Below are 22,590 nucleotides of genomic sequence, written 5' to 3'. Positions count from 1 at the left end.
ATTTTTGTGGAGCGTAGATGGAAACCTTGACTTACCATTTCGAGCACGGCAGTTGCACGCTGCCGCTGCGGGCGCAACTGGTCGGCGTGGCCGGCTCCGGCAACCTGGAGGTGCTGATCGAGCCGGCGCAGCTGGACGGCGGCTGCTGCGTCGAAGTGCGCACGGCGGCGGCCGGCTTCGGCGCCACCTGGGCGGCGGTCATACGCGACTTCAACGAGCGCTGGCGCCTGGCCGACGTGCGCGTCGCCATCAACGACGTCGGCGCGACGCCGGCCGTGGTCAGCCTGCGCCTGGACCAGGCCGTCGAAACGATGATGGGGGAAACCCGATGAGCAGCTATCTGGAAGCGAGCGCGCGCGAGCGCCTGCGCCGCCTGTGCGACGCCGGCAGCTTCGAGGAGTGCGTGGCGCCGTCCGAACGCGTGGTCAGCCCGCACCTGGCGCAGCTCGATTTGCCGGTGGCCTTCGACGACGGCGTGGCCGTCGGCCGCGCCCGCCTCGACGGCGCCGCCGTGTTCGTCGCGGCGCAGGAAGGCGGCTTCATGGGCGGCGCCGTCGGCGAGGTGCACGGCGCCAAGCTGACCGGCATGCTGCGCCGCGCCGTCGCCGAACGCGCCGACGCGGTGCTGCTGCTGCTCGACACCGGCGGCGTGCGCCTGCACGAGGCCAACGCCGGCCTGATCGCCGTCTCCGAGGTGATGCGCGCCGTGCTCGACGCGCGCGCCGCCGGCGTCGCCGTCATCGCCCTGGTCGGCGGCGCCAACGGCGCCTTCGGCGGCATGGGCATCGTCGCGCGCTGCGCCAACGCGGTGCTCATGTCGGAGGAAGGACGGCTGGCCATGTCCGGCCCGGAGGTCATCGAAACGGCCAGCGGCGTCGAGGAGTTCGACTCGCGCGACCGGGCGCTGGTGTGGCGCACCAGTGGCGGCAAGCACCGCTACCTGCTGGGCGATTGCCAGGCCATCGTGCCCGACACGGTGGCGGCCTTCCGCGCCGCCGCCATCGCCGCCGTCGCCGCCGCGCGGCGCCAGCCGGTGGAACTGACGCTGGACGCGCTGGAGCGCGAACAGCAGTTGCTGGCCGCGCGCATCGACGCCTTCGGCGCGCTGCACGAGCCGGCCGATATCTGGGCGACGCTCGGCATGGCGAACGCGGCCGCCATCCCGATGCTGGAGATCGACAGCTTCGCCGCCGCCGCCGAAGCGCACCGTCTGGGAGTCAAATAATGCAATGGCAAACACTGGCGGCGACGCTGTTCCCGCGCGGCCACGCGATCGTGCAGCGCGACGATTTCCTGTGCGGCAGCGCGCAGGTCGGCGCCGACATCATCGAGGTGATCGGCACCACCGGCCACGCCCCCATCGGCGTCGAAATCGCGCTGGCGCAGGCGCAGGCGATCCTGCGCATCGTGCGCGAGCACCCGCGCCGCGCCATCCTGCTGCTGATCGACACGCAGGGCCAGCGCCTGCGCCGGCGCGACGAGATGTTGGGCATCAACAGCTATATGGCGCACCTGGGAAAATGCGTGGACCTGGCGCGCCGCCGCGGCCACAAGGTCATCGGACTGGTGTACGACCAGGCGCTGTCGGGCGGCTTCATCGCCAGCGGGCTGATGGCCGACGCCTGCTACGCCCTGCCCGGCGCCACCATCCGCGTGATGGGACTGGCGGCGATGGCGCGCATCACCAAGGTGCCCGAGGAGCGCCTGGCGGAGCTGGCCGCGAGCAATCCGGTGTTCGCGCCGGGGCCGGAAAACTACCTGCGCATGGGCGGACTGGAGGCGATCTGGGACGGCGACCTGGCGGCGCACCTGGCGCAGGCGCTGGCATGCGATGGCGTCGAGGACACGCGCAGCGCGCTCGGGCAGCAACGCGGCGGCCGCCGGCTGGCCCAGCCGGTGATCGACGCCATTCTGGAGGGACGCCATGTACGCGCGGCATAGCCTGGTCTGGCTGACGGCCGACGGCTGGCGGGCGGCCGGCGCCGCCGCGCCCGAGCACGCCGGGGTGCTGGCGCGCTGGCAGGCCGCCGACTGGCCGCTGGTGTCGCGCCGCCGCGACGACGATGCCGGCGACGACGAGCTGTGCCTGGGGCTGGCCCTGCCGCCCGACCCGGCCAGCGGCGCCAAGCTGCGCATCGCCCTGCGCGCGCCGGCGGCGCAGGTGGCGCGCAGCACCCCGCCGCTGTCGCTGAAGGCGGTGCTGGCGACGGCGCCGGAAAAATGGCGCCGCCAACTGGCGCTGCTGAACGACGACAGCGTCGGCCTGAGCCTGCGGGTGTACGGCTCGCTGGCGCTGCAGACGCTGACCGGACAGGCGTATCTGCAGCCCTCCTCCGACATCGACATACTGTTCTACCCGGCCACGGCGCAGCAACTGCGCTCCGGCCTGGCGTTGCTGAGCACCTTCGGCGCGACGCTGCCACTGGACGGCGAAATCGTCTTCCCGAACGGCGAGGCGGTGGCATGGAAGGAGTGGCGCGCGGCTGTCCAGCATCCGGCCCACGTGCTCGCCAAAGGCAGCGGCGCGGTGCGCCTGGCGCCGCTGGAGTCGCTGCTCGCGACGCTGCGGAGCGAGTGATGCAGCGCGCCGCAGCGTCCCCGGCGCCGCGCGCGCGCGCGGACCGCGCCTTCTGCCACGGCACGGCGCGCCTGGCGGTGCGCTGCCTACACGCCGAACTGACGCTGCATCCCAAACCGGGGCTGGTATCGCTGCTCGACAACGGCAGCCACGACGACATGACGGCCGTCACCTTCATGCGCAGCCTGTTCGCGCTGCGCCACTACTTCGCCCGCATCTGCCAGGCCGGCATCGACGGCGCGCCCTTCGCCGCGCTGAAACGGCTCGGCATCGACGCCGAGCTGCGCATGCTGCGGGTGACCGGCGGCGTGAACACGCACCGCGGCGCGATCTTCAGCCTCGGCCTGCTGTGCGCGGCCATCGGCCAGGCGCGCGCGCGGCGCACCGACCTGTCGGCGGCGGCGCTGCGGGCGATCCTGCTGACGCGCTGGGGCGACGAACTGGCCGCGCACATGCACGCGGCGGCGCCGTGCCGGCAGGGGCCGCGCCCGGCCGGCGGCGCGCGCGAGGAAGGCGCGCTGGGGCTGCCGTCCGTGTTCGAGGTCGGCCTGCCGGCGCTGCACAACACGCTGGGGGCCGGACGCGGCATGCGCCACGCCTGCATCGACGCCTTGTTCGCGCTGATGGCGCACATCAGCGACAGCAACGTCTTCCACCGCGGCGGCAGCGACGGCGCGCAGACCGTGAAGCAGCAGGCGCGGCGCTTTCTGGCGCTGGGCGGCACCGCCCATCCGCAGTGGCAGGAGGAGGCGCTGAGCTGCCACCGCCTGTTCGTCGGCCGCAGGCTGTCGCCGGGCGGCGCGGCCGACCTGCTGGCCGCCACCTGCCTGGTGCACGCCGCCGTCGCGCGCGGGCTCGCATGAGCCGGCGCCTGCTGATACTGTGCTCCGGCCAGGGCGGCCAGCACGGCGCCATGTTCGATCTGGCGCGCACGCACGCGCGCGCCGCCGCGCTGCTGCAACAAAGCGCGCTGCCGGCCGACCCGGCGCCGCTGTTCGCCAACCGCGTCGCGCAGCCGCTGATCGTCGCCGCCAGTCTGGCGATGTGGGAAGCGCTCCGCGACGTCGCGCCGGCGCCCGCGCTGGTGGCCGGCTACAGCATCGGCGAACTGGCCGCCTACGGCGTCGCGGGCGCGCTGGCGCCGCGCGACGCGATGGCGCTGGCGCACACGCGCGCCGGCTTGATGGACGGCTGCCTGGCGGCCCAGCCGGAGCAGGCGCTGGCCGCCGTCTCCGGCCTGGCGCTGGCGCGGACCCGCGAACTGCTCGCGGCGCAAGGCTGCCATATGGCGATTATCACCGGCGAGGACAGTTGCATCGCCGGCGGGCCGGCGGCCGCGCTTGAGGCACTGGCGCAGAGCGTCGCGGCGGCGGGCGGCCGCAGCAAGCGCCTGCCGGTGGACGTCGCCGCGCACACGCCGTACATGGCGGCGGCGGTGGCGCCGTTCGCCGCCGCGCTGGGCGCGACCAGCTTCGCCGCGCAGCACACGCCGCTGCTGTCGGGTATAGCCGCCAACATAATCGCCGGCAAGGCGGCGGCGGTCGAGCACCTGTCGCGCCAGCTGGCCGAGACGATACGCTGGATGGACTGCATGGACGCCTGCGCCGAGGCGGGCATCACGGTGGCGCTGGAGTTGGGGCCGGGCGCGGCGCTGGCGCGCATGCTGCAGGCGCGCCATCCCGGCATCGCCTGCCGCTCGGTGAGCGACTTCCGCAGCATCGACGGCATCGGGCAGTGGCTGGCGCGGCAGTTCGACTAAGTCAATCGGCGCGGGCCAGGCCGAATCCCGCCTCAAGGAGAACTAGCGCAGCGCGAATTCCACGGCCGCCTCGCAATGAATTTCGGTGGTGTTGAAGATGGGGATGTCGACGTCGTGCTGGCCGATCAGCAGCGGAATCTCGGTGCAGCCCAAAATCACGCCGCCGGCGCCGGCGTTCTCCAGCTCCTTGATAACGCGGACGAAGACGGCGCGGCTCGCGTCGCTCAAACGGTTATGCACCAGCTCCGTGTAAATAATCTGGTGAATCAAATCCTGGTCGCGTTCCGCCGGGGTCAGGGTGGCCACGCCGCAGGACTCCAGGCGGTCGTGGTAAAACCGTCCCGCCATCGTCTGTTTCACACCCAGCAGCCCGACCGCCTTCAAGCCCGACGCCTGCACCCGCTGCGCCGTCGCCTCGACGATGCTGATAAACGGCATTCCGATGCGCGGAATCAGATCGTCGGCGAAGCGGTGCACGCCGTTCGCGCAGAAAAGGAAAAAATCGGCGCCGGCGGCCTTCAGGCGCGCCGCCTCGCCGACCAGAAAGTCGAGGATCGCGGCGCGCTCGTCTTGCGCCGCGCGCGATGTGAAATCGTACTGGTCAAGGCTGAGCAGGATGATTTTTGCACTGTGCGCGTCGCCCAGGCGCGCGCCGACCGACTCGTTGATGAGACGGTAGTATTCGGCCGTGGAAGCCCAGCCTATGCCACCTATCAGTCCGATGGTCTTCATGCCAGCCGGGCCTTGTCGCGCGCCCACGCCATGATGTTGGCGGCATCCATCGCGCCCGCTTGGCGCGCCACTTCGCGGCCGTTGCGGAACAGCGCCAGCGTCGGGATGCTGCGGATCGCGAAGCGCGCCCCGATATCCTGCGCCGCCTCCGTATTGACCTTGACGACGCGGAAACGCGGCTCCAGCTGTTGCGCCGCCAGCGCGTAGGCCGGCGCCATCGAGCGGCACGGGCCGCACCACGGCGCCCAGAAGTCGACCAGTACGGGGATATCGTTGCGTTCGATGTGCTTCAGAAAGCGCGCACTGGCCAGCTCGACGGCCTGGCCGCCGAACAGGTCCTTCTGGCATTTGCCGCAGCTCGGTTGCTGGCCGAGCCTGGCGGCCGGCAGCCGGTTCACCGCGTCGCAGTGGGGGCAGACGATGTGCAGCGACTCGGGCTGGGTGGATGGGTTCATCGCCGGCTCTCAGTCGAAGGATGGAATGTCGAGCACGACGTTGTAACTGAGGCGCTTGCCCTGCCACAGGCCGCCGCCGCGCACCCTGGCGTCGCAGGACGTCGGCAAGCCGGCCATGCCGCCGCGCCCCAGTTTGCGGCGCAGGTTCAGCGCGTCTTCGCGGGCCAGGTAGCCGACCAGCTGGCCGGCGACGAACACGGCGACGGCCTTGTCGTCGTAGGCGTTGAGGTCGTCCGGCACCAGCACGGCCGGGAATGGCGCGTCGGCGCCGCGCTCGCCGGGTTCGCCGGCCAGCGCGCGGATGACGCCCTGGAATGCCGACTCGACCACCACCTCGGTGGCGTAGCGGCCGCCGTCCTGCCAGTGGCAGGCGGGTGCGGACGCCGGCGGCGCCAGCACATGCTTGCGCAGCGGCGCCGCAGCGGCATCGCGCCGCGACGGCGCCCTGCTCTTGAACACCCAATATATGACGCCGATGGCCGGAATAAGGAGCAATAACTGCATGGAAACTCTCAAAAAGCGGGAAGCCATCATGTTACAGGAAAGACCAGCCGGGGACAGACCACGATTTTCTGGAAAATATTTCCCGAAAATCGTGGTCTGTCCCCAGCTTAGAGAAACAGGGACAGCGCGATCGCCCACATGACGAGGGCGACGAGGGCGTCCAGCACGCGCCAGGCCGAGGGCCGGGCGAACAGCGGCGCCAGCAGGCGCGCGCCGAAGCCCAGGCTGATAAACCACAGCACCGAGGCGACGATGGCGCCGGCGGCGAAGTGCCAGCGCCCCGCCCCGGCCTGCTGGCCGCCTATCGAGCCCAGCAGGATGACGGTGTCGAGGTAGACGTGCGGGTTGAGCAGGCTGAAGGCGAACGCCGCCGTGGCGACGGCCAGGTGGCTGGCCGGCGGCTGCGCCGCCGCGGCCGCCGGCGGCGCCGGGCGCCACGCGGCGCGGGCCGCGCGCATGCCGTAACCGACGAGAAAAAGCGCGCCGGCCGTCTTGATCCACAACAGCAGGGCCGGATGGCCGGCGATCAGGCTGCCCATGCCGGCGACGCCGGCGGCGATCAGCAGCACGTCGCAGACGACGCAGATGCAGACGCAGCTGAGCACGTATTGGCGCTGCAAGCCCTGCCGCAGCACGAAGGCGTTCTGCGTGCCGATGGCCACAACCAGGCCCGCGCCCATTCCCAGCCCCTTGAGAAATACCGCACTGTGCATAGCGCCTCCGTCGTTTGAATGGGGGGCAGCATAGGGCAAGCGCTACTATAAGTATAATGAATATTATTTACCAAGCATAAGAGCCGCTTATGAGAGCTATCGACTACCGCGCGCTGGCCGCGCTCGACGCCGTCATCGGCCACGGCAGCTTCGAGAAGGCCGCGGCGGCGCTGGCGATCAGCCAGCCGGCCGTCTCGCAGCGCATACGCACGCTGGAAAACGCCGCCGGCACACTGCTGGTCGTGCGCAGCCAGCCGCCCCAGGCGACCGCGGCCGGGCAGCGGCTGATCGCCCACTTCCGCCAAGTCCGGCTGCTGGAAGCGGCGCTCGAGGCGCCCGCCGGCCCGAGCGCGCAATTGCCGGCCCTGGCGATTGCCGTCAACGCCGACAGCGCGGCGACGTGGATACTGGAGGCGCTGGAGCCGCTGCTGACGCCGCCCTCGTGCACGCTCGACATCCGCCTCGACGACCAGGACCACACGCTGAGCCAGCTACGCGAGGGCCGCGTGTTCGCTTGCGTGACGAGCGAGACGGTGCAAGTGGCCGGCACCACGTCGACGCCGCTGGGCGTCATGCACTACATCTGCGCGGCCGCGCCTGCCTTTGCCGAGCGCTGGTTTGGCGGCGGCTTCACGGCCGACGCGGTGCGGCGGGCGCCGGCGCTGGTGTTCGACCAGCGCGACGCGCTGCTGGACCGCTATGTGCTGCAGCAGCTGGGCGCGCCGCAACGCTATCCGCGGCACTCGCTGGCCTCGTCGGAAGCCTTCGTGCGCTTCATCGAAGCCGGCGTCGCCTATGGCATGGTGCCGCTATTGCAGGTGGGCGCAGAGCTGGCGGCCGGCACCCTGGTCGAGGTGGTGCCGGGAGCCGGCCTCGACGTGCCGCTGATCTGGCACGCCTGGGATATCCAGACGCCGCTGACGCGCCGGCTCTCGGCGCAGATTATCGCCACGGCGAGGAAGCGGCTGCGGCAAGCGCCATGAGGGCGCGGGCCGGGCCGCTAAGGCGCCAGCGCGCCCTGCAAATTGCCGGCCGGCGCAGGCTCGATGAGCCGGCTCGGCCACACCATCGAGACGGCACTGTGGCGGCCGCGGCCGCTCACCCTGACGACGCGGTTCAACGGATGGCCGTCTACCTCGGCCTTGACCCGGTACGTGCCCGCCTTCGGGAAATTGACCAGCATGATGGGCGCGTCGCAAGTGGTCTCGAGGATGGTGTTGCCGCGCGCATCGCTGATGTTGACGCCGACGTTGGCCAGGTAGGCGCCCGTGTTCTCGGCAAAGGTCAGCATCAGGTTATAGGCCGAGGCGTCGCGCTTCATTTGCGCGGCCTCGGTCGAGCCGATGCCGCCGCACAGATAGGTGACGCCGTTTTCCGTCGTCGGCGCCAGGTGCGCCGCGACATCCCTGCCGGCGGCGCCGCTCTGCGCCAGCGCGGCGCCGCAGGCCACGCCGCAAGCCATCAATAGTGCAAATTTCGCTTTCATGGTCCGGCACTCCTTCCAAGGTGTACGAGGATGACAAACTTGTACATTGGATGCCGTGGCGCGGCGCCAGTTCCGCGCCGGCCCCGCTGCGACGGCGCAAAAAAAAACCCGGCCACAGTCGGCCGGGCGCTGGCGGCCATGCCCGCGCATGGCCCGCGAGGTCATTACTCTTTGCGGGCGCCGGGCTGCTGCTTGCCGGCCTGGGCGGCGCTTTGCTGCGCGGCCTGCTGGGCGGCGCTCGCATGCATGCCCGAACCCTGGGCGCTGCCGCCTTGCATCGAACCCTGGCCTTCGCGGCCTTCCATGCCGCCTTGGCCGGCGCTCTGCAGGTTTTCGCTGCCGCGCATTTCATTGCCCCGAACCTGGCGGTGCTGCATGCCGTCGGCGAATTGCTCGAACGGGTCGGCGAAACGTTTCATCGCGTCCTGCTGGCTGCGCATGCTCTTTTCCGTTTCCTCGGTCGCCACGCGGGCCACTTCGTCGGCCAGCGCCTTGGCGGTGCGGCTCGTTTCCGACACATGCTCTTCGGCCACCTTGGCCAGGTCGACCTGGGTATCGGCGGCCAGGCGCGACACATGCTGCTGATAGGCGCGCACCTTCCCGGCGGCCGGTTGGGCATGGGCGGCGGCCGCGTTCAACAGTTCCGTCGGCTGTTCCGCGGTGATCATCTCGTGGCTGGCCGAGGTCGTTTCCTCCAGCAGCGTTTGAACCAGTTGCATATTCAGATCGGTGAATTGCTGGGCCGAGCGAAACAGCGATTTGGACATGGCGTTAAAAAAAGACAGCTGCGCGTCCAGATGGGTCTTGGCAGCCGGTGTGACAGAGCGATTGAATGGATACATAAATGCCTCGAAAAAAATAGTCGGTGATGGGATGGGTTTGCTTTCGGTACTGCGAGACAGGCACACCTATCGGACAATGCCGAAGGTCGCGTTGCCGAGACTGCACGCGGTGAAAACAGCATCGTCCTTGGTCCGCTGGACGACACGTCTGCAGCACGAGACACAAGACTACGTTAGCGAGACGGGGCAGATATGATCTTAATCAAAGGTGTGGTGCGCGTTCCGCCAGCGCGGCGCCGCCACGAAACTTGGGGACAGACCACGATTTCCAAGAAACTATTTTCAGGAAATAGTTTCTTGGAAATCGTGGTCTGTCCCCAAAGCCGCCGAAGCCGTTCTAACCGTTGATGTTCATGCGCTGGGTGTGGGTCCACTGGTGGTCGGAGGCCGACACCGCCGAATTGTAGCTGCGGTAGGTCTGCCCTTCCCCCGGCCACGGGTTCATGATGTAGATGTAGTTGCTGCCGTTCGCCGTCTCATAACCGCGCCCCACCATGATATGGCCGCCGCCGCTGCGCCAGCCGTAGCGGATCACGAACGGCCGGTTGGCGTTGATATCGGCGACGACGCTGTTCCACGACGAGGCCACGCTGTACGCGGTATTCGGCACGCTCCACGCCTTTAATATGTTTTGCACGCTGCCATTGCTGCCGTACATATTATTCGGCTGGTTCGCATTACTATTCCAATTGAAGTTGCTATTGCCGCAGGCGTAATTCAAGCCGAACGCCCAATTGACGATCTGGCATTGACTGGGGTTTTTATTATAGAAATTGAGCACCGCCCGGCTGGCGCCCGCCCAGCACCATTGGCTATGCTCCTGGGTGACCAAAGCAATATTCAGGGTGCGCGTCTGGGCGTGGGCGAACTGGAACGCCAGCAACAGGCTGGCGCCGACGACGATGCGGCTAGGAAGTTGTTTCATCTGATTGTCCTCGAATGAAGTCGAATGCGGGGCCGGAAGCGGCTACGCGCTCAGCGGAAAGCGTCCATATTGGTCTTGACCGCCGCGCGCAGCGGCTCCAGGATGTCGGCGGCGTCGAGCAGGCCGTCGGCGCCGGCGCCATTGGTTTTCTGCGCGCGCTGCTGCAGCAACAGCGATTCCCGCGCCGAATGCAAGGGCGCGAAACGCACCTTGGCGTCGGCGCCGGACTGCACTTCGAGGAAATCCGACTGGGCCTGGAAAACGCGGACGAAGCGCAGGTTGGAACGTTGCGCATTGCCGTGGAAGGCCATCAGGGCGTCGACGTCCTTGGACAGCACGGCGCCGCCGTAAGCCACGGTGGTCCAGGCGCCGGCGCTCTGCTCGACCGTGGCCAGGCCGATCGGCCTGTCATGCAGGCGGATGATGAAACGCCAGACGCCGGTCGGCTTGACCATGCTGTGCAAGGCGGCGCGCCCGGCGACGATGTCCTGCGGGTCGAGGGTGTAGACCTGGAAGCCGTAGCCGACGCTGGCGTCTTGCAAGTCCTGGATATCGTTGATGTCGAGCGGAAAGCCGTCCGGCAAGCCTGCCTGGCGGGTGCGCAGATTGTGCTGGACGAACTGGGCAAAGTCCCGCCGGGCGGCGAGGCCGGCCGCCTGGGCCTGGTTTATATCGGCCATCGGCTGCGCCGCCGGCGCGGCGGCCGATTGCGCCAGGACGGGTGCGGCGGCCAGCATGACGGCGGCGCCGAATAATATGGCGGAAACGCGATGCGATTTGCGACTGGAATGCATTATTGATTTCTCCTCGTATCCGGTTGAAATTCAAATACATAGCTCAAGCCAATCGGCCGCCCAAGCGCGCGCAGCCCTGCAGGCCCGCATGAATTGTACCGAGATTCCAATGCAAGAGACTTCGGATTGTGCCTAATTTATTATTGGCTTTACTGCAAATCAATTTAATTTCGCTATATAGAAATTACCGCCGCCAAATTTGAATTTATCGCCCGACAACAATACATACCAGGGAGATTCACGCCAAAAATCACCAGGCAGAATAATCCGCTTCGCACGCGGCCGGCGGCGTTGTCGATATCGCCGCCCGCTTACCGCAAGCCATGCCGGAGGACGAAAAAAAACCAGCGGCTAAGCGCTGGTTTTGTGCGTGCGTTTAACGGCGCCGGGCGCTCATTCCGCGCTGTCCGGCGCGACCTCGGCCTTGCGCGAGCGGCGCGCGCGCGCCGCCGGCTTGTCGGCCGACTTCGCGGGCGTCTCGTCGGCGTCGGCCTGCGCCACCGGCACTTCCGGCACCACGTCCGACTTGGCTTTGCGGGCCGCCGGCTTGCGCGCCGCGCGGGCTTTGGCTGCGGGCTTGCTCTCGACGACAGCGTCCTCGGCCGGCAGCTCCGGCACGGCCACGACGTCGACCGCTTGCGCCGCCTCGGCCGGCTGCGCGCCCTTGCTGTTCGCGGCCGCTTTCGGCTTGCGCCCGCCGCGTTCCTTGCGGCGCGGTTCGCGCGCGGCCTCGGCCGGCTCGGCCTCGACCACCTCGACCACGTGCTCGATGTCGAACACCGGCTCAAAGGCCGCCTCGACAGGCGCCGCCGCCTGATTGCGGTTGCCGCCCGACGCGGATTTATCCTTGCGTCCGCCGCGGCCGTTGCGGCGCGGTTCGCGCTGGCCGGCGGCCGGCTGGGCCGCTACCGGCGCCAACTCGCGCTCTTCCAGCTCCAGCTCGCGCGCCTGTTCGAGGTCGAACACCTGCATCGATTCCACCGACTGCGCCAGCACAGCCGCCGCCGGCCCGCCCTGGCCGCGCCGGCCGTTCGCCGCCGCCGGACGCTCGTTGCGGCCGGAATCGGCGGACTTGCGCCCGCCGCGGCCGTTGCGGCGCGATTCGCGCTTGCCGCCACCGCCACCGGCGTTGCTGCCGCCGACGCTGTTGCCCGGTTCAGGCGCATCCGCCGGCGCCGCCGCGTCCACAGCCAGTTGCTCGACCGGCTGCTCGGCCAGCGCCTCGACATTGGCCGCCAGGCCGCTGCTGCGGTACACATACGCGCCGGACTTCTCGTCGCGGCCGAATTCCAGCAGGCCGCGCGCCTGCGCCTCCTCCAGCAGGTTGCCGAAGGTGCGGAAGCCATAATAGGATTCGCTGAAGTCCGGTTTGCGGCGCTTGATCGCCTCTTTCAGCATCGAGGCCCAGATCTTGCCGCTGTCGCCGCGTTCGGACACCAGCGCGTCGAAGGTTTCGACGGCCATCTCGATGGCCTGGGTCTTGCGCGTCTCGTACTTTTCCTTGCGGCGGATTTCCTCGTCCGGCGTGCGCTTGGCGGCCGGGGCTTCGCGCGCGTCGCGCTTGGCGGCCGTGCGGCGGCTCTCGCGCACCAGATCGTCGTAGAAGATGAATTCATCGCAGTTGGCCACCAGCAGGTCCGAGGTCGACTGCTTGACGCCGACGCCGATCACCTGCTTGGCGTTCTCGCGCAGCTTCGACACCAGCGGCGAGAAATCGGAGTCGCCGCTGATGATGACGAAGGTGTTCACGTGCGACTTCGTGTAGCACAGGTCGAGGGCGTCGACGACGAGGCGGATGTCGGCCGAGTTTTTGCCGGACTGGCGCACATGGGGGATCTCGATCAGCTCGAAATTGGCCTCGTGCATGGTGGCCTTGAAACTCTTGTAGCGATCCCAATCGCAGTAAGCCTTCTTGACGACGATGCTGCCCTTGAGCAGCAGCCGTTCCAGGATGGGCTTGATATCGAATTTTTCGTAGTTCGCGTCACGCACGCCGAGGGCGACGTTTTCAAAGTCGCAGAACACTGCCATGCTGAGGTTGTCGGGGGAGGACGCCATATGATTTGTTATTCTCTAAAGATAGGTTGGCTTGCAGCGGTGATTATACCCAACAACATCGCGGCGTCGCGCAGACGGCGCGGCGCGCCACAAAGCCGCGGCGAAAAGCCGGCGCCCCTCAGTCCGTGCCGCCGGCGGCCATACCAGCCGGCCACACCACATAATCGTCGACCGAGTACAGCCGGCACGGCTGGCTGCTCTTGACCTGGCAGGCGGCGATCGCGCGCTGGTCCGGCGCCTCGCCCTCCTCCGCCCAGCCCCAGGCGCCGCTGGCCGACAGCGCGAAGGCGCGCGGCGTCATCCTGTCGAGGAAGGCGCGGTAGGCGTCGCGGCCGCTGTCGGGCAGGAAGGGCACGGCGGCGACGTCGCCGAGCGCGGCGAAGTCGGTCCTGGGCGGCGGCGCCGCTTCATCGACCGCGTACACCTGCTCGGTCGGCATGCCGATGCGGCGCAGGAAGCGCTCCGTTTCGGCCAGCCAGATTTGTTCGCCGTCGCGGCTGGCCAGCATCATGTGGGCGTCGCGCTTGAAGGCGCCGAAGGCGCGCAGGGTCGCCGTGCCGCCGGAGTGCACGAAGGAGCGGTACATGCGCCCGACCAGGTTCGGGCCGAAATAGGAGTCGTTGGCGCCGTACATCCACAGGCTGGCGATCTGGTTCTTCGCGCCGAAGTTGGCGAATGCCTTGACCAGCGCCGACTGCCAGTCGCAGACGCCGCCGTCGATGCGCAGGCCGCCGGCGAAATTGAGCACGCCGCGCACGCCCGGCACGTCCTGCGCCGCCAGCGCCATGCTGGCCAGGCCGCCGTAGGACTGGCCGGCGACGACGATGCGGTCGGCGTCGACCCAGCTCTGGCGGCGCGCATAGTCGATGGCATCGAGCACGTCCTCGGCCTGGGCGTAGCCGTTGGCCGTCATGTCGCAGCCGAAGTCCGTGTAGACGCCGGTCGAGCGGGCGAAGCCGGTGCGCATCGGCACCATCACCGCGTAGCCGCGGCGCACGAAGGCCGTGGCCATGTGGATGAAGCGCTCGCGCTGCTGCAGATGGGGGTTGCCGGCCTGCTTGCCGTGGTTAATGACGAGCAGCGGAAACGGCCCCGCGCCGCTGGGCCGGAACAGCGTCGTTTCCAGCAAGACCTCGCCGTCCGGGCCGGCCGGCACCATGACGATCTTCTCGTTCAGGCGGCCGTCCAGGATGACCACCGGGTCGAAGGCCGAAGACGGCGTCAGCAGGCCGCACAGCACGGCTGCCAGGGCCAGGTGACGGCGTTGTGGTCGGCGACGAATGATGATGCGCTCCGTATCATGGCTGCTGAGGCAATTTCTTGATTCTATGCAGCGGTATTCCCGAAGGCAATATCAAAACGCCAGTTGCGGCAACTCTTTCGTACATGAGTTCGTTTAGAGGAAAGCCGGGGACAGACCACGATTTCCGCGCAATATTGCGCGGAAATCGTGGTCTGTCCCCGGCTGTGTGCCCTCAAGCGGCCGGGAAGCAGGCGGCGAATTGCTCGCAGCCGCCGCAGCCGGGCGGGCGCAGCCCCGGCTTGCCCTGGGCCGCGCCCAGTTCGGCGAACAGGAAGCGCTTCCATTTGAGGTTGGCGGTGTTGCGCTCGTACAGGGGACGGAAGTGGCGGCGCAGCAGCGCGGAGACGGCTTCGCGCCCGCTCAGCCCCAGGTCTTGCCACAGGTGGCGGCTGCCCAGGCTGGCCGTGGCCAGCGCGTGGGCCAGCCAGTCGACGCGCACGGCGTCGGCGTCGGCCGAGCGGTTCGCCCGCAGCAGGCCGAGCAGTTCGGCGAAGGCCGGCGGCGCGCCGGCGACGATGGCGGCGTACTGGCGCTCCGGCAGCGGCTCAAGCGCGCCCGGTTCCGCGTAACCGCGCTCCAGCAGCGCCAGCAGGACCGCCTGCGGCAAGCCCAGCGTCCAGGCGAAGCCCGGCAGGTGCCCGGCCAGCGCCTGCCCGACCGTGCCGGCGACGGCCTCGAAGATGGCGTCGTCGCCGCCGCCCGGGCCGCTCATTCGGCCAGCTTTCTGACTTCGATAGACTGCAGCCATTTGACGTGGCGCGGCCCGGTGCGCGTGTCCTTCATCGACACCATGGCGATGCGCCCTTCCTCGTCGCCCAGGGCCTTGCCGTCCTTTTCAAAGAAGACCATGACGCCGTCGCCGATCTCCGAGTTGAACAGCTCGGCCCAGGAAAATACCGCCTTGTAATGGTCGCTGGCGGTGGCGATGATGGCCATGCTTTTGACGCTGTTGTGGCCGGAGCTGGCCAGCACGGCTTTTTCCAGGATGTCGCGCAGGCGCACGCCCTTGAAATTTTCCAGCTTGCCCATGTTGGCGCCGGACTGGCAGATCAAGCCCACTTCGCGCACCGCGTGCTGCGGAAACTCGCGCAAGGCCTCGACGCTGAGCTGGAGCGGGTGTTCGACGGCGCCGCCGACGCTGATGCTGTGGGTGACGTAGACCGAGGGGTCGGCCGGTTTGTGTTCGGCATGGGCCGGCCCGCCCAGCATCAGGGCGACGGCGGCGGCGATGCCGCATAAGGTATGGCGCATGGTGTTTCCTCTCTATCAGAACGAATAACTGGCGTTGAGCAGCCAGGTGCGGCCGGCGCTGGGGAAGCCGTCGGCCAGCGCGTAGTGTTTGTCCGTCAGGTTGGCCACGCCCGCTTCCAGCGCGACGCCTTGGGCGACCCGGTAGATGGCTTTCAGATTCAGCGTCGTGAAGCCGGCCAGTTCCAGCGTGTTGCCAACCCAGCGGCCGCTGTTGTGCTCGGCGAAGCCGATCACCTCGACGCCAGCGGCCGGACGCAGCAGCGCGTGCGCCGTGATCTTGTGGCGCGGAATGTCGGTGACCTTGACGGCGGCGGCGCTGACGTTTTTGAGGTCGGTCAGGGTATAGTTGCCGCCCAGTTCCAGCCACGGCGCGAGCGTGCCGCGCAAGCTCAGTTCCACGCCGGCCACCCGCACCTGGCCGGCGTTTTGCATCTGCGCGCGGTTGCCGGCGACGTTCGCCACGCTTTGGATTTTGTCGTCGATGTCGCTGTAGAAGACGGCGGCCTCGGCCTTGGCGCCGCGCCACGGGCTGCCCTGGTAGCCCAGCTCGTAGTTCAGCGACACTTCCGGGCGCAGCGCCGGGTTCTCGATATAGGTGCCGAGGCGCTGCGAGTAGCGGTCCTTCAGCGTCGGCAGCCGGGTTTTCCGCGCCACGCTGGCGTACAGCCGCGCCGTGGCGCTCCAGTCGTAGAACAGGCCGGCCTGGGCGTCGTTCGCCGTCGCCGTCGCCGGCAGCGTGTAGGCGTTGCCTAGGCTGAACACGCTGTCCGGGCGCAACTGGTGGCGCGACAGGCCCAGCGACAGGCTCAGGCCGGGCTGGAGTTCGATGGTGTCTTCGCCGGCCAGCGAAACGAGCGTGTCCTTGAAGGTGGTCGTGTTGCGCCCGTTGCCGTCCAGTTCCTTGTGCTCGTCGGCCTTGTAGTGGCCGACCAGGCGCAGCGTGTGGCTGGCGAAGCGGAACGACTCCAGCTCGACCGAGCCGCCGTTGCTGCGGTCGTTGTAGACGCTGCGGCCGGTGCTCAGGCTGCCCGGACCGCTGCTCTTGACGGTCGTGTAACTGCCGTCCTTGTACGAATCGACGGCGTTGTCGTAGCGGTCCAGGTAGAGCCGCACTTTCAGGCGCTCGGACGCGCCCAGCGCCGTGCGCGACACCCAGTACAGGCTTTCCTTGTTCCAGTACGGCCATTTCCAGTAGCGCGCCGCCGACGGCACGGTCGACGGCGGTTGGCCTTTTTCGCCATCCTGCTTGTAGTAGCTGAGCGCGTATTCGTCGCCGCCCTTGGGCGTCAGGCCGACCTTGAGCGAGATCTTGCTGTCCTTGCGGAAGGCGTTGTCGCGCATGCCGCCGCCCTCGCTGGCGGTGGGACGGTAGTCGGACGACATGGGGAAACCGTCGCCGCGGATGGCCGACACGCCCGCCTGCAGATACCACAGGCCCTGGTTGGTGCCGACGTTGGCCGACATCTGCCGCTCCTGGCCGGAGGCGAGGCCGGCCGAGACGTCGCCCTCCAGCGCCGCGCGCGGTTTGCGCGAAATCAGGTTGATGGCGCCGCCCAGCGTGTTCGGGCCGTAGGCCACCGAGCTGAAGCCTTTGGCGACCTGGACCGCGGCCAGGTCGGCCGTGCTGAAGCGGTTGAAATCGACATAGCCGTCATACGGCACGTAGACGGGGATGCCGTCGATGAACAGCGGCACCTGGCGCGAGTCGAAGCCGCGCACGGCGATGGTTTTTTCGTTGCGCGAATTGGTCGACAGGGTGACGCCGGACAGCAGGTTGAGGGCGTCGCCGACGTTGTCGCGGTTGAAGCGGCGCATGTCGGCGCGCTCGACAACGGAGGCGACCTGGTCCTCGCCCACTGCGCCGACGGCGGCGCGCTGGCCGACGACGGTGACGCTGCCCAGTTCAAACGGCGTGGTCTGGGCCAGCGCCCACGACGGGCCCAGCGCGAGCAGGATGGCGGCGGCCAGGGCCTTGCGGGCGGCGCCGGGGATAGTGTGTTGCGGCATGCTGACATCTCCATCGGTGCGCTGTATAAATAGTTATATAGCGCAGTGCAAAAAAACAGACCGGGGAAGTGGCCGACCTGCGTTGATTTCGCGCAAAGTTTGCGCGAGCAACGCAATATACCCAGGTATACAGCGGACCTCAAGGCGCCTTGCGCAAAAACTTGATTTACGACATGTTTAGCGGCTTCGCGGCGCATTCCCGCGGACAAAGGAGTACACTTGCCGATATTCCTGAAGGGAAACTAAATGTCCATTTCCGCCCTCAACGCCGGCGTCTCCGGCCTCAACGCCAACCAGCGCGCGCTCGACGTGTCCGCGCACAATGTCGCCAACGTCGGCACGGCGGGCTTCCAGCCGCAGGCCGCGGCGTTCCAGGAAAGCAGCCCGGCGGGCGGCGGCGTCAGCCTGTCGGTCGAGGGGCGCAGCCTGTCCAGCGCCAATCCGGCGCAGGCCAACGGCGTCGACGTGGCCAAGGAAATCACCGACGCGCTGGTCTACGAGGCGGGCGTCAATCTGTCGGCCAAGGTCGTCAAGACGGCCGATGCGACGCTGGGCAGCCTGCTCGATATCCGCGCCTGAGCCGGCTGGCGCGCCGGGGCCTGGCGCCGGCCTTACGATTTGACGGCCGCGCCCTGGTGTTTCTGCGTCTGGTAAAAGCGCGCGTACAGGCCGCCTTGCTGCAGCAACTCGGCGTGGCGGCCGATTTCGGCGATTTTGCCGGACTCCATGACGACGATGCGGTCGGCGTTTTCAATCGTCGACAGGCGGTGCGCGATGATGACGGTGGTGCGGTTTTGCATCAGCACGTCCAGCGCCGCCTGCACTTCGCGCTCGGACTCGGTGTCGAGGGCGCTGGTGGCTTCGTCCAGAATCAGGATGGGCGCATCTTTGTAAATGGCGCGGGCGATCGCCAGGCGCTGCCGCTGCCCGCCCGACAGGCGCAGGCCGTTCTCGCCGACCTGGGTCTGGTAGCCCTGGCTCTGGCGCACGATGAATTCATGCGCATAGGCCGCGCGCGCCGCCGCCTCGATCTTCTCCTGGCTGGGCGCCGGGTCGCCATACGCGATGTTGGCCGCCAGCGTGTCGTTGAACAGCACCACGTCCTGGCTAACCAGGGCGATCTGGCGCCGCAATGCCGCCAGTTGCACCTCGCGCAGGTCGACGCCGTCGAGCAGGATGCTGCCGCTGCCGACGTCGTAGAAGCGCGGCAGCAGGCTCGCCAGCGTGGTCTTGCCGCTGCCCGAGCTGCCCACCAGGGCAATGGTTTCGCCGGGCGCGATGTCGAGCGACACCCCGTCCAGCGCCGGCGCCGCGTCGCCGTCGGCGGCGTCGTAGCGGAAGCCGACCGAGCGCAGCGCGATGCCGCCCTTGGCCCGCTCCAGCCCGGCCTTGCCGCTGTCCGGCTCGGCCGGCATGTCGATCAGGCCGAACACCGAGGCGGCGGCGGCCAGGCCGCGCTGCAGCGGTTCGTTGAGCTTGGTCAGATTCTTGATCGGCGACTGCATCGCCATCAGCGAGCCCATGAAGGCGACGAAGGCGCCCGGCGACAGCACGCCCAGCTTGGCGCGCAGCAGCGCGAAGTAGATCACCGAGGAGAGGGTGATGCCGACCAAGAGCATGATCGCGCCGGAATTCAGCGCCGCCGTCGAGGCGTGCTTGACGGCCAGTTGGCGGTTCTTCTTGACGACGCCGGCGAAGCGCGCCTGCTCGTACTGCTGGCCGCCGAAAATCTTGACGACGCGCTGGCCGCCTATGCTCTCGTCGAGCACGTGGGTCAGCTCGCCCATCGCGGCCTGGGCGCTGTGGCTCAGGCGGCGCAGGCGGCGCCCGGCCAGCGTGACGATGGCCGCCACCAGCGGCAGCAGGCCGAGGCAGAACAGCGCCAGTTGCCAGTCGATGCTGAACAGGGACACCAGATAGCCGACGGTGGCGACGGAGTCGCGCACCATCACGTTGACGATGTTCAGGCCGGCCTGCGACACCTGGCTGGCGTCGTAGGCGACGCGCGACAGCGTGGTGCCGGTCGAGGACTGGTCGTAGAAGCTGTTGGGCAGGCGCAGGATGCGGGCGAACATGTCCTCGCGCAGATTGGCCTGGACGCGGCTGCTGAGCCAGGCCGAGCCGTAATCGCCGGCGAAGCTGGCCAGCATGCGCACCACGGACAGGCCGACGATGATGGCGGGGATGGCCCACAGCGCCAGTTGCGCGGGCGTGCTCGGCAGCACGGCGCCGATCCAGCCCTGCACCATGCCCAGCAGGCCGGTGGCGCCCAGGTGGGCGCCGGGCAGGGCCGCCGTCTCGGCGGCCGGACGCAGCGCGTCGACGACGTTCTGCAACTGGCGGATCAGCAGCACGTCGGTCAGCGAGGCGATGGCGACCGCCAACAGGGTCGCGACGGCGGCGCCGCTATAGGGGCGAAATTGCTGGAGCAGGCGGAAATACAGTTGGCGACTTTGCACTTGGCGAACCGGACGATCGAAGAAAGGCTACATTGTAACCACCTGGCGGCGCTTCCGTTGCCGAAATGCGGAGGCGCGGGCGAGGCTGCCGCGCCGCGCGGCAGGCGGATGTTGCGCCGCTGGTAAAAAGGCCGCACCGTTACGCCATTCGATGGCGGCGCGCCGCCCCCTGGATTAAGATGGCTAGTCGCGAAAAAATGCCTGCACACCATGATTGCACTGCTTGAAGCACACCGCGCCGGCCTGCTGCGCCGCGCCCACTGGCTGCCCAACATCGTCGCCGGGGTCATCGTCGGCGTCGTCGCCCTGCCGCTGGCGATGGCCTTCGCGATCGCCAGCGGCGCCAAGCCGGAGCAAGGCCTGTACACGGCCATCGTCGCCGGCCTCATCGTCTCCACCCTGGGCGGCAGCCGCCTGCAGATCGCCGGGCCGACCGGCGCCTTCATCGTCATCCTCGGCGGCATCACCGCCAAACACGGCATCGACGGCCTGCAGATCGCCACGCTGATGGCCGGCTGCATGTTGCTGCTGCTGGGCGTGTGCCGCATGGGCGCCGTCATCAAGTTCATCCCCTCCCCCGTCATCGTCGGCTTCACCGCCGGCATCGGCGTCATCATCTGGGTCGGCCAGTGGCAGGACTTCTTCGGCCTGCACGGCGTCGCGGCCCGGCATTTCCACGAAAAGCTGTGGCTGCTGCTGCAGGCCCTGCCGCAACTGCACCCGGCCACCACGACGCTGGCCGCGCTGTCGCTGGCGCTGCTGCTGCTGACGCCGCGCCTGCCCGGCCTGCGCCACCTGCCCGGCCCGCTGGTGGCGCTGGTGTTCGCCACCAGCGCGCAGGCGCTGCTCCACTGCGAAGGCGTGGCCACCATCGGCAGCGCCTTCGGCGGCATTCCGCAGGGCCTGCCGGCGTGGCGCGTGCCCGACGTGACGCTGGTGCGGGTGATCGAACTGATTGGCCCGGCCTTCGCCATCGCCATGCTGGGCGCCATCGAGTCGCTGCTGTCGGCCGTGGTGGCCGACGGCATGGCCGGCACGCGCCACGACTCGAACCAGGAGCTGATCGGCCAGGGCCTGGCGAACATCGTCGCGCCGCTGTTCGGCGGTTTCGCCGCCACCGGCGCGATCGCCCGCACGGCCACCAACATCCGCAACGGCGGCAGCGGCCCGCTGGCCGGCCTGGTCCACGTGCTGACGCTGGTGCTGGTGGTGCTGCTGCTGGCGCCGCTGGCGGTGCACGTGCCGCTGGCCGCGCTGTCGGCGATCCTGTTCGTGGTGGCCTGGAACATGAGCGACCTGGCGCATTTCATGAAGATGGCGTGGCGGGCGCCGCGCGCCGACGTGCTGATCTTGCTGGTGACCTTCGTGCTGACCGTGTTCGCCGACCTGGTGGTGGCGGTCAACATCGGCGTCATCCTGGCGACGCTGCACTTCATGCGGCGCATGGCCTCCAGCGTCGAGGTGCAGGCGCTCGGCGAACAGGAGCTGCGCCAGGAGCTGGCGCACCAGGGCTTCGACCAGCTGCCGCCCGGCGTGCTGGTGTATGCCGTCGAGGGGCCGCTGTTCTTCGGCGCGGTGGAGAACTTCGAGCGCGTGCTGGCCATCACCCACACCGATCCGCACGTGCTGATCATCCGCCTGCGCTGGGTGCCCTTCATCGACATCACGGGCCTGCAAACGCTGGAGGACGTGGTGCTGGACCTGCACCGGCGCGGCGTGCGCGTGATCCTGACGGGGCCGAACGAGCGCGTCATGGCCAAGCTGGAAAAGGCCAAGCTGGTCGCGCTGGTGGGGCGCGACAACGTCTGCGCGACGCTGACGCAGGCGCTGGCGATGTGCCGCGCCAGCGTGCGCGACGCCGACGCGCAAGAAATCGCGGCGGCCCCGGCCGAGACGCGGCCTTGAGGCGGACAGCCGGGGACAGACCACGATTTTCAAGAAATAATTTCTTGAAAATCGTGGTCTGTCCCCGGCTGTGGCAACATACGGCAACGCGGCGCCCCGCCCGCCCCTACTTGGAGTCCAGCTTGCCGACAAGCACCGCAGCATCCCTGCAGATTTTCCCGCCCACCCTGGCCGACGCCGAGGAGTTGCTGGCCTTCGAGTCCGACAACCGCGCCTATTTCGAATCCTGGATCAACGCCCGCAGCGACGGTTACTATCACATCGCCGCCGTGCGCGCCGCCATCGAGCAAGCCGCGCGCGAGCGCGACAACGACGTCGCTTACCAATTCCTGGCCAAGGTCGGCGGACGCATCGTCGGCCGCGTCAATTTGACGGCCGTGGTCCGCCGCTATTTCAACAAGGCCGCGCTCGGCTACCGGATCGCCGAACAGGCGGGCGGCCAGGGTTACGCGTCGCGGGCCGTCGAGTTGGCGGTGCGCGAAGGCTTCGGCGCCATCGGCCTGTGGCGCATTGAGGCGGACGTGCGCGCCGCCAACACCGGCTCGCAGCGCGTGATGGAGCGCAATGACTTCCGCCTCTATGGCAAGAGCGCCCGCAGCATGCGCATGCACGGCAGCTGGCACGACGTACTGCACTTTGAGCGCCGCCGCGACGAAGAGCCGTCCTCATTCGATGACGTCGACGCCCTGCTGCCCGCCTCGCAACGCTAAGACCATCACAATGGCGCCGGCCTATTTTGATCCAAATCAAATAATGCCGACTTTCTGCGGACAAAATGGCAATTCGCCCCCTGTATTAGAGTATCCGTTCAATTTTCAT

At 68.3% G+C, this 22,590-nt stretch carries 24 protein-coding genes; 10 read left to right on the top strand and 14 right to left on the bottom strand.

The window, feature by feature from the left end; translation table 11 throughout:
- The first annotated feature begins 17 nt into the window (after nt 1-17).
- Genes mdcC through OIK44_RS01890 form a run of 6 tightly spaced genes read left to right on the top strand, consistent with a single transcriptional unit; the run spans nt 18 to nt 4,337 of the window.
- The gene (gene mdcC, locus OIK44_RS01915; protein WP_273668963.1) at nt 18-332 is read left to right on the top strand and encodes a malonate decarboxylase acyl carrier protein; all 315 of its coding nucleotides are present in this window, start codon (nt 18-20) and stop codon (nt 330-332) included.
- The gene (locus tag OIK44_RS01910; protein WP_273668962.1) at nt 329-1,225 is read left to right on the top strand and encodes a biotin-independent malonate decarboxylase subunit beta; all 897 of its coding nucleotides are present in this window, start codon (nt 329-331) and stop codon (nt 1,223-1,225) included. The genes mdcC and OIK44_RS01910 overlap by 4 nt, the downstream gene beginning before the upstream one ends.
- A complete protein-coding gene (mdcE, locus tag OIK44_RS01905; protein WP_273668961.1) occupies nt 1,225-1,941 on the top strand; it encodes a biotin-independent malonate decarboxylase subunit gamma in 717 nt (238 codons plus the stop codon). The genes OIK44_RS01910 and mdcE overlap by 1 nt, the downstream gene beginning before the upstream one ends.
- Nucleotides 1,925-2,578, top strand: coding sequence for a malonate decarboxylase holo-[acyl-carrier-protein] synthase (gene mdcG / locus OIK44_RS01900; protein ID WP_273668960.1), 654 nt, complete (start codon nt 1,925-1,927; stop codon nt 2,576-2,578). Before mdcE ends, mdcG begins: the two co-directional genes overlap by 17 nt.
- Nucleotides 2,578-3,441: a triphosphoribosyl-dephospho-CoA synthase gene (locus tag OIK44_RS01895; protein ID WP_273668959.1), complete on the top strand. Its 864-nt coding sequence runs from the start codon at nt 2,578-2,580 to the stop codon at nt 3,439-3,441. The genes mdcG and OIK44_RS01895 overlap by 1 nt, the downstream gene beginning before the upstream one ends.
- Entirely contained in the window at nt 3,438-4,337 is a 900-nt protein-coding gene (locus OIK44_RS01890) for an ACP S-malonyltransferase (RefSeq protein ID WP_273668958.1), read from the top strand. Before OIK44_RS01895 ends, OIK44_RS01890 begins: the two co-directional genes overlap by 4 nt.
- A gap of 42 nt (nt 4,338-4,379) precedes the next feature.
- Here OIK44_RS01890 and OIK44_RS01885 read toward each other — a convergent pair whose 3' ends face one another.
- From OIK44_RS01885 to OIK44_RS01870, 4 genes are all read right to left on the bottom strand, one after another.
- The gene (locus OIK44_RS01885; RefSeq protein ID WP_273668957.1) at nt 4,380-5,069 is read right to left on the bottom strand and encodes an aspartate/glutamate racemase family protein; all 690 of its coding nucleotides are present in this window, start codon (nt 5,067-5,069) and stop codon (nt 4,380-4,382) included.
- Nucleotides 5,066-5,524 carry a thioredoxin TrxC gene (gene trxC / locus OIK44_RS01880; protein ID WP_273668956.1) on the bottom strand — a complete coding sequence of 153 codons (459 nt, stop codon included), beginning with the start codon at nt 5,522-5,524 and terminating at the stop codon, nt 5,066-5,068. The genes OIK44_RS01885 and trxC overlap by 4 nt, the downstream gene beginning before the upstream one ends.
- Before the next feature lie 9 nt (nt 5,525-5,533).
- Nucleotides 5,534-6,028 (bottom strand): hypothetical protein, encoded by a 495-nt coding sequence (locus tag OIK44_RS01875; protein WP_273668955.1) that lies wholly within the window; start codon nt 6,026-6,028, stop codon nt 5,534-5,536.
- A 107-nt stretch (nt 6,029-6,135) separates the two neighbouring features.
- Complete coding sequence (locus tag OIK44_RS01870) at nt 6,136-6,741, bottom strand: LysE/ArgO family amino acid transporter (protein WP_273668954.1); 606 nt, start codon at nt 6,739-6,741, stop codon at nt 6,136-6,138.
- 89 nt (nt 6,742-6,830) lie between these two features.
- Here OIK44_RS01870 and OIK44_RS01865 point away from each other — a divergent pair, with 89 nt between their 5' ends.
- Nucleotides 6,831-7,724, top strand: a complete 894-nt coding sequence (locus OIK44_RS01865) for a LysR family transcriptional regulator ArgP (RefSeq protein WP_273668953.1) — start codon at nt 6,831-6,833, stop codon at nt 7,722-7,724.
- Between the two features lie 17 nt (nt 7,725-7,741).
- Here the strand turns inward: OIK44_RS01865 and OIK44_RS01860 are convergent, their stop codons facing one another.
- From OIK44_RS01860 to OIK44_RS01820, 9 genes are all read right to left on the bottom strand, one after another.
- A complete protein-coding gene (locus OIK44_RS01860; protein ID WP_273668952.1) occupies nt 7,742-8,227 on the bottom strand; it encodes a carboxypeptidase regulatory-like domain-containing protein in 486 nt (161 codons plus the stop codon).
- Nucleotides 8,228-8,391: 164 nt separating this feature from the next.
- Nucleotides 8,392-9,069 (bottom strand): phasin family protein, encoded by a 678-nt coding sequence (locus OIK44_RS01855; protein ID WP_273668951.1) that lies wholly within the window; start codon nt 9,067-9,069, stop codon nt 8,392-8,394.
- 337 nt (nt 9,070-9,406) lie between these two features.
- On the bottom strand, nt 9,407-9,994 hold the full coding sequence (locus OIK44_RS01850) for a C39 family peptidase (RefSeq protein WP_273668950.1): 588 nt from the start codon (nt 9,992-9,994) through the stop codon (nt 9,407-9,409).
- 50 nt (nt 9,995-10,044) lie between these two features.
- Nucleotides 10,045-10,731 (bottom strand): hypothetical protein, encoded by a 687-nt coding sequence (locus OIK44_RS01845; protein ID WP_273668949.1) that lies wholly within the window; start codon nt 10,729-10,731, stop codon nt 10,045-10,047.
- A 450-nt stretch (nt 10,732-11,181) separates the two neighbouring features.
- On the bottom strand, nt 11,182-12,846 hold the full coding sequence (locus OIK44_RS01840; protein ID WP_273668948.1) for an NYN domain-containing protein: 1,665 nt from the start codon (nt 12,844-12,846) through the stop codon (nt 11,182-11,184).
- 118 nt (nt 12,847-12,964) lie between these two features.
- Complete coding sequence (locus OIK44_RS01835; protein WP_273668947.1) at nt 12,965-14,086, bottom strand: dienelactone hydrolase family protein; 1,122 nt, start codon at nt 14,084-14,086, stop codon at nt 12,965-12,967.
- Between the two features lie 235 nt (nt 14,087-14,321).
- Nucleotides 14,322-14,861: a nitrogen fixation protein NifQ gene (locus OIK44_RS01830; RefSeq protein WP_273668946.1), complete on the bottom strand. Its 540-nt coding sequence runs from the start codon at nt 14,859-14,861 to the stop codon at nt 14,322-14,324.
- The gene (locus tag OIK44_RS01825) at nt 14,858-15,400 is read right to left on the bottom strand and encodes a molybdopterin-dependent oxidoreductase (RefSeq protein ID WP_273668945.1); all 543 of its coding nucleotides are present in this window, start codon (nt 15,398-15,400) and stop codon (nt 14,858-14,860) included. Before OIK44_RS01825 ends, OIK44_RS01830 begins: the two co-directional genes overlap by 4 nt.
- Nucleotides 15,401-15,415: 15 nt before the next feature.
- Nucleotides 15,416-17,407: a TonB-dependent receptor plug domain-containing protein gene (locus OIK44_RS01820; RefSeq protein WP_273668944.1), complete on the bottom strand. Its 1,992-nt coding sequence runs from the start codon at nt 17,405-17,407 to the stop codon at nt 15,416-15,418.
- 246 nt (nt 17,408-17,653) lie between these two features.
- On the opposite strand from OIK44_RS01820, the gene OIK44_RS01815 reads away from it, so the two are divergent.
- The gene (locus OIK44_RS01815; protein ID WP_273668943.1) at nt 17,654-17,986 is read left to right on the top strand and encodes a flagellar basal body protein; all 333 of its coding nucleotides are present in this window, start codon (nt 17,654-17,656) and stop codon (nt 17,984-17,986) included.
- 32 nt (nt 17,987-18,018) lie between these two features.
- On the opposite strand, the gene msbA is transcribed toward OIK44_RS01815, so the two are convergent.
- Nucleotides 18,019-19,866, bottom strand: a complete 1,848-nt coding sequence (gene msbA / locus OIK44_RS01810) for a lipid A export permease/ATP-binding protein MsbA (protein ID WP_273668942.1) — start codon at nt 19,864-19,866, stop codon at nt 18,019-18,021.
- 210 nt (nt 19,867-20,076) lie between these two features.
- Between msbA and OIK44_RS01805 the strand changes: the two genes are divergently transcribed.
- The gene (locus OIK44_RS01805) at nt 20,077-21,771 is read left to right on the top strand and encodes a SulP family inorganic anion transporter (protein ID WP_273668941.1); all 1,695 of its coding nucleotides are present in this window, start codon (nt 20,077-20,079) and stop codon (nt 21,769-21,771) included.
- A gap of 122 nt (nt 21,772-21,893) precedes the next feature.
- Entirely contained in the window at nt 21,894-22,481 is a 588-nt protein-coding gene (locus tag OIK44_RS01800) for a GNAT family N-acetyltransferase (RefSeq protein WP_273668940.1), read from the top strand.
- Nucleotides 22,482-22,590: the final 109 nt, after the last annotated feature.

Origin of the sequence: Janthinobacterium fluminis, assembly GCF_028595325.1 — a bacterium.
GTDB lineage: Bacteria > Pseudomonadota > Gammaproteobacteria > Burkholderiales > Burkholderiaceae_D > Janthinobacterium > Janthinobacterium fluminis.
This window is presented reverse-complemented; position numbering and strand designations above follow the sequence as displayed.

Bases quoted from the DNA above. Each gene is read 5' to 3' on its own strand.
- mdcC (WP_273668963.1), top strand. From the start codon at position 18: ATGGAAACCTTGACTTACCATTTCGAGCACGGCAGTTGCACGCTGCCG.
- OIK44_RS01910 (WP_273668962.1), top strand. From the start codon at position 329: ATGAGCAGCTATCTGGAAGCGAGCGCGCGCGAGCGCCTGCGCCGCCTG.
- mdcE (WP_273668961.1), top strand. From the start codon at position 1,225: ATGCAATGGCAAACACTGGCGGCGACGCTGTTCCCGCGCGGCCACGCG.
- mdcG (WP_273668960.1), top strand. From the start codon at position 1,925: ATGTACGCGCGGCATAGCCTGGTCTGGCTGACGGCCGACGGCTGGCGG.
- OIK44_RS01895 (WP_273668959.1), top strand. From the start codon at position 2,578: ATGCAGCGCGCCGCAGCGTCCCCGGCGCCGCGCGCGCGCGCGGACCGC.
- OIK44_RS01890 (WP_273668958.1), top strand. From the start codon at position 3,438: ATGAGCCGGCGCCTGCTGATACTGTGCTCCGGCCAGGGCGGCCAGCAC.
- OIK44_RS01885 (WP_273668957.1), bottom strand. From the start codon at position 5,069: ATGAAGACCATCGGACTGATAGGTGGCATAGGCTGGGCTTCCACGGCC.
- trxC (WP_273668956.1), bottom strand. From the start codon at position 5,524: ATGAACCCATCCACCCAGCCCGAGTCGCTGCACATCGTCTGCCCCCAC.
- OIK44_RS01875 (WP_273668955.1), bottom strand. From the start codon at position 6,028: ATGCAGTTATTGCTCCTTATTCCGGCCATCGGCGTCATATATTGGGTG.
- OIK44_RS01870 (WP_273668954.1), bottom strand. From the start codon at position 6,741: ATGCACAGTGCGGTATTTCTCAAGGGGCTGGGAATGGGCGCGGGCCTG.
- OIK44_RS01865 (WP_273668953.1), top strand. From the start codon at position 6,831: ATGAGAGCTATCGACTACCGCGCGCTGGCCGCGCTCGACGCCGTCATC.
- OIK44_RS01860 (WP_273668952.1), bottom strand. From the start codon at position 8,227: ATGAAAGCGAAATTTGCACTATTGATGGCTTGCGGCGTGGCCTGCGGC.
- OIK44_RS01855 (WP_273668951.1), bottom strand. From the start codon at position 9,069: ATGTATCCATTCAATCGCTCTGTCACACCGGCTGCCAAGACCCATCTG.
- OIK44_RS01850 (WP_273668950.1), bottom strand. From the start codon at position 9,994: ATGAAACAACTTCCTAGCCGCATCGTCGTCGGCGCCAGCCTGTTGCTG.
- OIK44_RS01845 (WP_273668949.1), bottom strand. From the start codon at position 10,731: ATGCTGGCCGCCGCACCCGTCCTGGCGCAATCGGCCGCCGCGCCGGCG.
- OIK44_RS01840 (WP_273668948.1), bottom strand. From the start codon at position 12,846: ATGGCGTCCTCCCCCGACAACCTCAGCATGGCAGTGTTCTGCGACTTT.
- OIK44_RS01830 (WP_273668946.1), bottom strand. From the start codon at position 14,861: ATGAGCGGCCCGGGCGGCGGCGACGACGCCATCTTCGAGGCCGTCGCC.
- OIK44_RS01825 (WP_273668945.1), bottom strand. From the start codon at position 15,400: ATGCGCCATACCTTATGCGGCATCGCCGCCGCCGTCGCCCTGATGCTG.
- OIK44_RS01820 (WP_273668944.1), bottom strand. From the start codon at position 17,407: ATGCCGCAACACACTATCCCCGGCGCCGCCCGCAAGGCCCTGGCCGCC.
- OIK44_RS01815 (WP_273668943.1), top strand. From the start codon at position 17,654: ATGTCCATTTCCGCCCTCAACGCCGGCGTCTCCGGCCTCAACGCCAAC.
- OIK44_RS01805 (WP_273668941.1), top strand. From the start codon at position 20,077: ATGATTGCACTGCTTGAAGCACACCGCGCCGGCCTGCTGCGCCGCGCC.